This window comes from Thalassotalea sp. G20_0 (genome assembly GCF_017744175.1).
In the GTDB taxonomy this organism is placed as follows: Bacteria; Pseudomonadota; Gammaproteobacteria; order Pseudomonadales; family Endozoicomonadaceae; genus Endozoicomonas.
In genome coordinates this window covers 1-8,667 of sequence record NZ_JAGHQV010000090.1, presented here as the reverse complement: position 1 = coordinate 8,667, position 8,667 = coordinate 1, and the positions used below count along the sequence as shown (strand labels likewise).

Below are 8,667 nucleotides of genomic sequence, written 5' to 3'. Positions count from 1 at the left end.
AATCGAATTTCTTCCCTAAGGGAGTCTGAAAGCCTGCGACCGTCAATATTGTTCATTACTGCCTCATCTATGAAGGCGGTGATAATACCATACGACAGTAGCTACCTATAATAGGTGTAGATCAATAATATTGAAAGTGCTTTGACAGCCCTTAAAGATTAAAATATTTTAGCGCCGCTGGCAGCATCCAGTGGTTAATAAGCAAATTAAGCCAGTGGCAAGAAGAAATGCACCGCTGTAATAAATATTTATGAAATATTCGGGTTAGAATTCCTTTCTGGTTACCCGCGTATTAATCGTCATTCTGACGACGGACCTGCCGAAATTCCTTCGGCAATAATCGAGTATGCCTGCGGAAAAACCGGATCATATTAGTCGCTTCATGAAATCCCATCTTTAAGGAAATATCCGTGATTGAATAGTGGCTGAACGTCAAAAGTCGTTTAATCCTGCAAGACATATTTTTGAACCCCAACCAATTTGAAAAACAAAGCTGCTCTACTTACCTGCTTGGCGTATGTGGATTTGAACCCGGCTAGAGCCGGGATGGTGCAAACGCCTGAGACCTTTGAATATATTTCTATCAGCAAAAGGACAAAACTCAATCCAGGCTGAGATTACCGTTATTAATCAGATTGTTGATAATCTCGGCATCGGTGTTGCCCAGTACGGACATGTCAACACCTTCCAGCCTGATCTTCTGAGTGATATCTCCGCCCACCTGTGGTGTTATTTCAAGCGTGGTATCGCCGTTGTCAAAATTCAGGGCCAGATACTGATCCAGATCCCCGTGATCACTGGGCAGGATATCGTCCAGGTGAATAACATCACCTCCCTGCCCCAGATGGAAGTCAGTGATGACATCTTCTGCAGGTGCCGCAGCTGTACCAAGGTCAGGTGCTTCCCAGGTAAAGGTATCAGAACCCGTACCCCCGGTTAGCGTGTCATTACCGGCTCCACCAAAGAGAATGTCGTCACCCGCTTCACCCAGCAGAGTGTTGCTGTCACTGTCCGCTTTGATGATATCCGCACTATCGGTACCGATCATCTCCAGGGAGTTTAAAAATGACCCAATATCGCCGGACTGAGCCTGACCGTAGAGGTCACTGATACTATTGGGGTCCAGAGACCTGTCCAGAACCACCAAGTCTTTCATTGTACCATCGGTGTTAGCATCCACGGCCCCCCAGTTACTCTGTCCCACCAGGTTGCTGGTCAGAGACACCCCGGAAGGCCCCTGGCCATTTGGATTGTCCGCCACTTCAACGCCATTTTTATACAGGTGCATGTGGCCATCGGCATCAACCGTCAGGGCCATGTGGAAAGTTTCTCCAAGGGTATAGAAGTTATCAAACGCCACAGACCCGACTATGGTGTTGCCGTGGAAAATTTGCGCCTCGATGCGACCTTCTGTAGGGCTGGCAATCAGGATATTATCGGTGCCGGGGCCATTACCAAAATCAATGATCCTGGCCCAGTTAGTGTGACTGTCATAGGTAAAGGTCGAAGCAATGGTTATATCATCGGACAGTGTCATGGTTCCCAGGTAGCCACCGGCACCGTTGAAGCTGACGCCATCATGGTTGAAATGAGTAATGGCACTGTAGAAGGTCACAACCTGACCATTGCTGGTAAGGCTTGCCGCCTTGTCACCGGAACCGGTGGTAAAGTCAATGGCGGCCAATGCATCATTTGCTTCATGCACGGGTAGTAATTCTGCGACATCTGTCACGGACACAACATAAGGCTGTTCACTGAATCCGCCGGATGAATTTGTAGCCCTGACGGTCAACTGGTGACTGGTGGCGGTCTCATAATCGAGAGTTCCAGCGAGACTGATCTCCCCGGTAGCGGCATCAATGGAGAATAGGCCACCGGCATTATTGGTCAGGCTGAAGGTAAGCTCCTCACCGGCTGGGTCGCTGGCCTGCATCTGGCCAACGACGTCTCCTGGCAGGGCACTTTCAACAATATCTGCAGAGGCCAGAAATGCTTCAATATGGCCGGATTGCGTCTGACCGAAGAGATCACTGATGCTGCCCGGGTCCAGTGACCGGTCCAGGATAATCAGATCTTTCACAGTACCGTCGGTAGCCGTGTCCTGAGGCCAGTTGCTTTGACCCACCAGGTTGCTGCTCAGTGTCACCCCCGCAGGCCCCTGACCATTGGGATTGTCAGCCACTTCAACGCCATTCTTGTACAGATGCATATGGCCATCAGCATCCACCGTCAAGGCCAGATGGAAAGTTTCATCCAGGGTGTAGAAATTATCATAAGCCACTGAGCCGACAATGTTGTTACCGTGAAAAATCTGAACCTCTATTCGTCCTTCCGATGGGCTGGCGATCAAAATATTATCAGTGCCAGGGCCATTGCCCAGATCAACCAACCGTGCCCAGGGAGAGTGGCTGTGGTAAGTAAAGGTGGACGCAATGGTCATATCACCGCTCAGCGTTATGTCTCCCAATGAGCCACCGACACTATTGAGCCTGACGCCATCGTCAGAGCGGGTAATGCCACTGTTGAAGGTGAGATCCTGATTATGGTCGGACAGGTCTTCGGCAACTTCGCCGGAACCGTTGGCAAAGTCAAAAGCGACCAGGGCATCAGAACCCCGCTCCGGCAACAGCTCCGGTTTCGTTAAGGCAGTCAGGGCGACTGTATAGGTCTGCTGGCTGAAGGCACCGGATGGATCGGCAACCCTTACGGTTAACTGATGGCTGGCCGCTGAATCGTAGTCCAGGGCGCTGGCCACGGTGATTTCACCGGTAGCCGCATTAATGGCAAATAAACCACCGGCATCATCAGTGAGGCTGAAGGTCAGGTTGTCTCCATCCACATCACTGACCAGTGCCCGACCGACCACTGTGCCCGGCAGTGCGCTTTCGATAATGGTATCGAGAGCAATGTTCAGGAATGCTTCTACTTCACCGGCCTGTGTTTGTTGGTAGAGGGCACTTATACTGTCTGGGTCCAGAGACCGGTCGAACACAACCAGATCCTTCACAGTCCCATCCGTTGCGGCATCCTGGGACCAGTTACTCTTACCCACCAGGTTACTGGTCAGTGCTACTCCGGATGGCCCCTGGCCATTGGGATTATCCGCTACCTGAACACCGTTTTTATAGAGATGTAAATGACCGTCGTCGTCAACCGTCAGGGCCAGATGGAAAGTTTCCCCCAGCGTGTAGAAATTATCAAAAGCCACGGAACCAACAATGTGATTGCCATGGAAAATCTGGGCCTCTATGCTTCCTTCTGACGGGCTGGCGATCAGAATATTATCGGTACCGGCACCATTACCGAAATCAACCAGTCGCGCCCAGGGGCTGTGGCTGTGGTAGGTGAAGGTGGAGGCAATGGTGATGTCACCCCGCAAGGTCATTGTCTCCAGGGAACCGCCGACACTGTTGAGCGCGACACCATCACCAGAGCGACTGATGCCACTATTAAAGGTCAAATCCTGATTATGGTAAGTGAGGTCTTCAGCCACTTCCCCCGAGCCCTGGGCAAAATCATAGGCAACCAGTGCACCTGAGCCCCCCTCCGGCAAAAATTGTGGCGCAAAATTGCTGTCTGCCACTGAGATCTCATACTGCTTCTCATGGAATGCGCCATCGGGATGATCGGTAACCCGAGCGGTTACCTGATGGCTGCTGGCCACTGTGTGATTCAGGTCACCGGCCACGCGAATAACCCCGGTACTGGCATCAATGGAGAACAGACCACCGGCATCATCAGTCAGGCTGAAGCTCAGCGAATTACCCTCCGGGTCTTCGGCCTGCACCTGACCTACCTCAGTACCGATCGCAGCATCCTCAGTAGTGTGTAGAGGATTTAAAAATACTTCTATTTGGCCTGATTGTGTCAGTGAGTAGAGATCGCTGATGTGGTCTGCATCCAGAAAGTGATCAACAATGATCAGATCTTTGATGCTACCGTCTGTGCCGACTTGCCCGGACCAGTTATTCTGTCCCACCAGGTTACTGGTCAGTGACACCCCGTTAGGCCCCTGGCCATTTGGATTGTCCGCCACTTCAACACCATTTTTATAAAGGTGCATATGGCCATCGGCATCAATCGTCAGGGCCACGTGGAAGGTTTCTCCAAGGGTATAGAAGTTATCAAACGCCAAATAACCGACCTTGTTATTGCCGTGGAAAACTTCCACGTCAATTCGACCTTCTGAAGAGCTGGCAATCACAATATTATCGGCGTGGGGGCCATTACCAAAATCAACAATCCTTGCCCAGCTAGCGTGACTGTGATAAGTGAATGTCGAAGCGATGGTCATATCACCGGACAGTGCCATGGTTCCCAGGGAGCCACCGGCACTGTTTAGCCTGACACCATCGTTGGAATGAGTAATGCCATTGTTAAAGGTCACGTCCAGATTATTCTCGGTCAGGTCTTCCGATACCTGGCCTGAACCATCGGCAAAGTCAAAGGCAGCCACTGCCGAGTAGTCCGTATCCTGCAGTAATATCGGTGCGACATTCTGGTCATTCACCAGGGAAACCACAAACATCTGCTCATCAAACCCACCGGTCTGATCAGTCACCCGTACCGTCAACTGATGGCTGGCTGCTGTCTCATAATCAAGTGCACTGGCGACGCTGATGACCCCGGTACTGGCATCAATAGCAAACCGGCCATCGGCACTGTCGGTCAGGCTGTAGAAGAACGCATCACCATCGGGATCGCTGGCCCCTGCTACCTGCCCAACAATCGTGCCAGGCTGGGCATTTTCGTCAACCTGCTGGCCCAAGGACAGATTCTTGGTGTAAATATCCGCATCACCATTCTGGTTGCTCATCCAGGCAATCTGCACTGTACCATCTGCCAGGGTGGTTACTGATGGTTCATACTGGTGGCCGGTTTTGACATCGTTAATCGCAATAGGGTCTGTCAGTGGGGCACCATTGCTGCTGAACAGTCGGCTGTAAACACCGTAACCATCCGCATCATCCGCCAGGAAGGTAGCCAGAATATCATTGCCAACGGCAGTCAGCTGCATATTGTTCAGGGCAACCACGCCAGAATCACTGACCGCAATGGGGGAACCCACGGCCGTAGCATTGGAACTCCACATCTGGATATACCAGGTGCTGCCACTCTGGTAAGTGGTGGCCAGGCCGCCATTGTCCAGTGCTATGACTTGAGTATCGTTACCCCAGGAAGCCGGGTGACCGCCAAAAGCAACCGGGCCATGAGCACTGCTACCGTCGCCATTGAAAATTTGCAGGTTTATGGCGTCATCCGAGCCATTGGTTGCACGCCAGTTAACGGCGAATCTGCCATTGTCCAGAGCGACCACACTGGGATGAGAATGGTCTGACGCCAGCATATTGGCAACAGTAATTTCAGTTGCATAATTACCAATATCATCATAGAGGATAACTTTAAGCTGGTAGTCATCAGTCACAGCAGAAACGGCATAACGGTTGTTCGACAGCGCCGTAACTTCCGTTGCCTGGTGATAATCGACTTCCCGACTGGTGATCTCGGTTCCATTTGCCCTAAAGAAGTGTATCAGGCTCTCGGTTTCCCAGCCCGATTGCCTAAAGTAAGAGATGACATAGGCTCCTGAAGAAAGAACAGCAACAGAAGGATTTAGATTGTCATTGTCACCGCCCCAAATCCAGCCAGTCACTTGATGGGCACTACCCACAGGATTGCCTGCTGTATCAAACCGCTGGGCCATTACATCATTACCGTCACTGAGGCCGGACTTCCACGTGGAGATATAGCCTCCGTCCGGATGGGCCGCAATATCTACCTGGGTCTGTTCATATTGGCCCGCCACGAGAACCTGCTCATGTTCCATAGCGGGATCCAGCACCTGATAATTGTCGATAAACTCTGATAACTGATCGGCCTGTGTTTGATGATAGAGTTCACCGATACCATCTGCGGTCAGTGATTCATTGAGTACCACCAGATCGTAGACATTACCGTTTGTTGTCGGATCATTGGCCCAGTTACTCAGGCCAATCTTGTTGCTGGTGCGTAATACCTCATTCGGTGTTTGGCCATGGGGGTTATCAGCCACTTCAACACCATTTTTATAGAGGCGCATATGGCCATTGTCGTCAATCGTCAGGGCAACATGGAAAACTTCGTGAATTTCGTAGAAATTATCGAGTCCAACGGAGCCTACCAAGTTACCGCCACGGTAAACCTGAGCCTCAACACGGCCATATGTGGGAGTTCCAATCAGAATATTATCTGCATTGGGGCCATTGCCGAAGTCAATTACCCTAGCCCAATTTTCGATTATGGGATCATAGCTAAAGGTCGATGCAATGGTGATATCTCCCCCCAGAGTCATCGCCCCCAGCGAGCCGCCAAAGCCCCTGAGCCTGACGGACTCACTCTCCCTGGCAACACCACCGCCAAAAGATACATGATGGTTGTGTTCCGTAAGATCGTTATAAACGCCATCGAGACTATTAAACTCGAAGGCCGCCACCGACTGCGAAGAAACCCTTCCTGACTCCATTTCCGGAGCGTTGGTGACGGAAACAACATACTGCTGCTCGCTGTAGCCATGCTGTGAATCCTGGACCCTGACGGTCAGTGAATGGCTGTTGGCAACACCGTGATCCAGGACGCCAGCCACTTTGATTTCGCCAGTGATGGCGTCAATGGTAAACAGGCCCCCGGCATCATCGGTCAGGCTGAAGGTCAACCCGTTACCTTCTGGATCATGGGTTTGCACCTGGCCAACCACATCCCCGGGGCTGGCGTTATCGCCGACACTCAGGGTAGTTAAAAAGGTTTCCAGCCCACCATCGGCCTGGCTCGATTGATAGAGATCGCTGATGTCGTTTGGTGACAGCGAGGTATCAAGAATCACCAGATCCTTCACCGTACCATCCGTGGCGGCATCCTGAGAAAAGTTACTCAAGCCTACCAGATTACTGCTGCGGGACATCTCCGTTGGTGCCTGACCATCAGGATTATTGGCCACTTCCACACCATTTTTGTACAGGCGCATATGACCATTGTCATCCACAGTCAATGCCACATGGAACTCTTCGCCCAGGGTATAGAAATTATCAAAAGCCACTGTGCCAACATTCGTGCCACCGTGGAGAATATGGGCCTCAATGCGCCCTTCGGACGGACTGGCGATCAAAATATTATCGGCACCGGCACCGTTGCCCAGATCCACCACCCGGGCCCAGGAGCCGTGACTGTGGTAGGTAAACGTGCTGGCAATGGTGATGTCCCCACCCAACGTCATTGCTTCAATGGAGGTACCCACTTGGTTGAGGTTGACGCCATTGTCGACCCGGGTTGCCCCATCGTTCAAGGTCATGGCGTGGCCATGGTAGCCAAGGTCTCTGACAATATCACCGGCAACATCAACGAAATCAAAAGCTGCCACGGTTTCGGAGGCAAGTTGCGGTACCAGTTCCGCAGCTCCGTTAACGGAAACCGTATACTGCTGCTCACTGTATGCCCCTGCCGGATCAGTGGCTCGTACAGTCAACTGATGGCTACTGGCTGTGTCGTAATCGAGAGTACCTGCAACACTGATCTCCCCGGTACCGGCATTAATGGCAAACAGGCCGTTGGCGTCGTCGGTCAAACTGAAGATCAGTGTATCGTTATCGGCATCACTGGCCTGCACATGGCCTACTACTGTGCCGACCTGGGCCTTTTCATTGACGCTCCATAGCGTCAGGAACTCAGTCATTGCTCCTGACTGTGTGAGATCATAAAGATCACTGATGCCCTCGGGATCCATTGATCTTTCAAGAATCACCAGATCTTTGATCGTACCATGCGTAGCAGCATCCTGGGCAAAGTTACTCTGGCCCACCAGGTTACTGGTACGGACCATCTCAACAGGCGTCTGACCATCGGGGTTGGCTGCGACTTGCACGCCATTTTTGTACAGATGCATATAGCCATCGTTATCAACCGTCAGGGCTAGATGGAATGTCTCACCGAGCGTATAGAAGTCATCAAGAGCTACGACACCAACAACATTGTTGCCGTGGTAAATCTGAGCCTCTATCCGTCCTTCTGACGGGCTGGCGATCAAGATATTATCCTCACCTGCACCATTACCCAGATCAACAATCCGCGCCCAGTTACTGTGGGTGTGGTAAGTAAAGGTTGAGGCAATAGTGATATCCCCACCCATGGTCATATCACCCAGTGAACCACCGGCACCATTAAGCTCAACACCGTTGCTGGTTCGGTTAATTCCGCTATTGAAGCTCAGGTCCTGATTATGGCCGCCCAAATCCTCAGCGACCTCACCTGCTCCCTCGGTCAGATCAAACATTGCCAGTGCTCTGGGGTCCGGTTGCTGAGACAACTCCGGTGGCTCATTCACATTGGCAACATTAACTGTGTATTGCTGTTCACTGAATGCCCCGACTGAATCGGCTACGCGCACGGTCAATGGGTAGCTATTGGCAGTGTTGTAGTCCAGTGCACCCAGCACACTGATCTCGCCAGTAGCGGCATCAATGGCAAACATACCGTCAGCGTCGTCGGTGAGGCTGAAAGTCAGGGTATCGCCATCGGCGTCACTGGCCGACACCTGCCCCACCACGGTGCCCGGCTGGGCATTCTCGCTGATGCCCAGTGGGGTCACGAAGGCCTGCAGGTCGTCACTCTGGGCGAGCTGGTAAAGCTCACTGATGT

At 51.9% G+C, this 8,667-nt stretch carries 2 protein-coding genes; both read right to left on the bottom strand.

The genetic code is table 11. The features are described 5' to 3' along the window. Nucleotides 1-292 precede the first annotated feature (292 nt). Nucleotides 293-460, bottom strand: a complete 168-nt coding sequence (locus J7438_RS28520) for a helix-turn-helix domain-containing protein (RefSeq protein ID WP_353620189.1) — start codon at nucleotides 458-460, stop codon at nucleotides 293-295. A gap of 141 nt (nucleotides 461-601) precedes the next feature. Then, nucleotides 602-8,617, bottom strand: a complete 8,016-nt coding sequence (locus J7438_RS24165; RefSeq protein WP_209278616.1) for a cadherin domain-containing protein — start codon at nucleotides 8,615-8,617, stop codon at nucleotides 602-604. Nucleotides 8,618-8,667: the final 50 nt, after the last annotated feature.

Excerpts from the sequence above, each read along its gene's own strand:
- J7438_RS28520 (WP_353620189.1), bottom strand. The coding sequence starts at position 460 with ATGTCTTGCAGGATTAAACGACTTTTGACGTTCAGCCACTATTCAATC.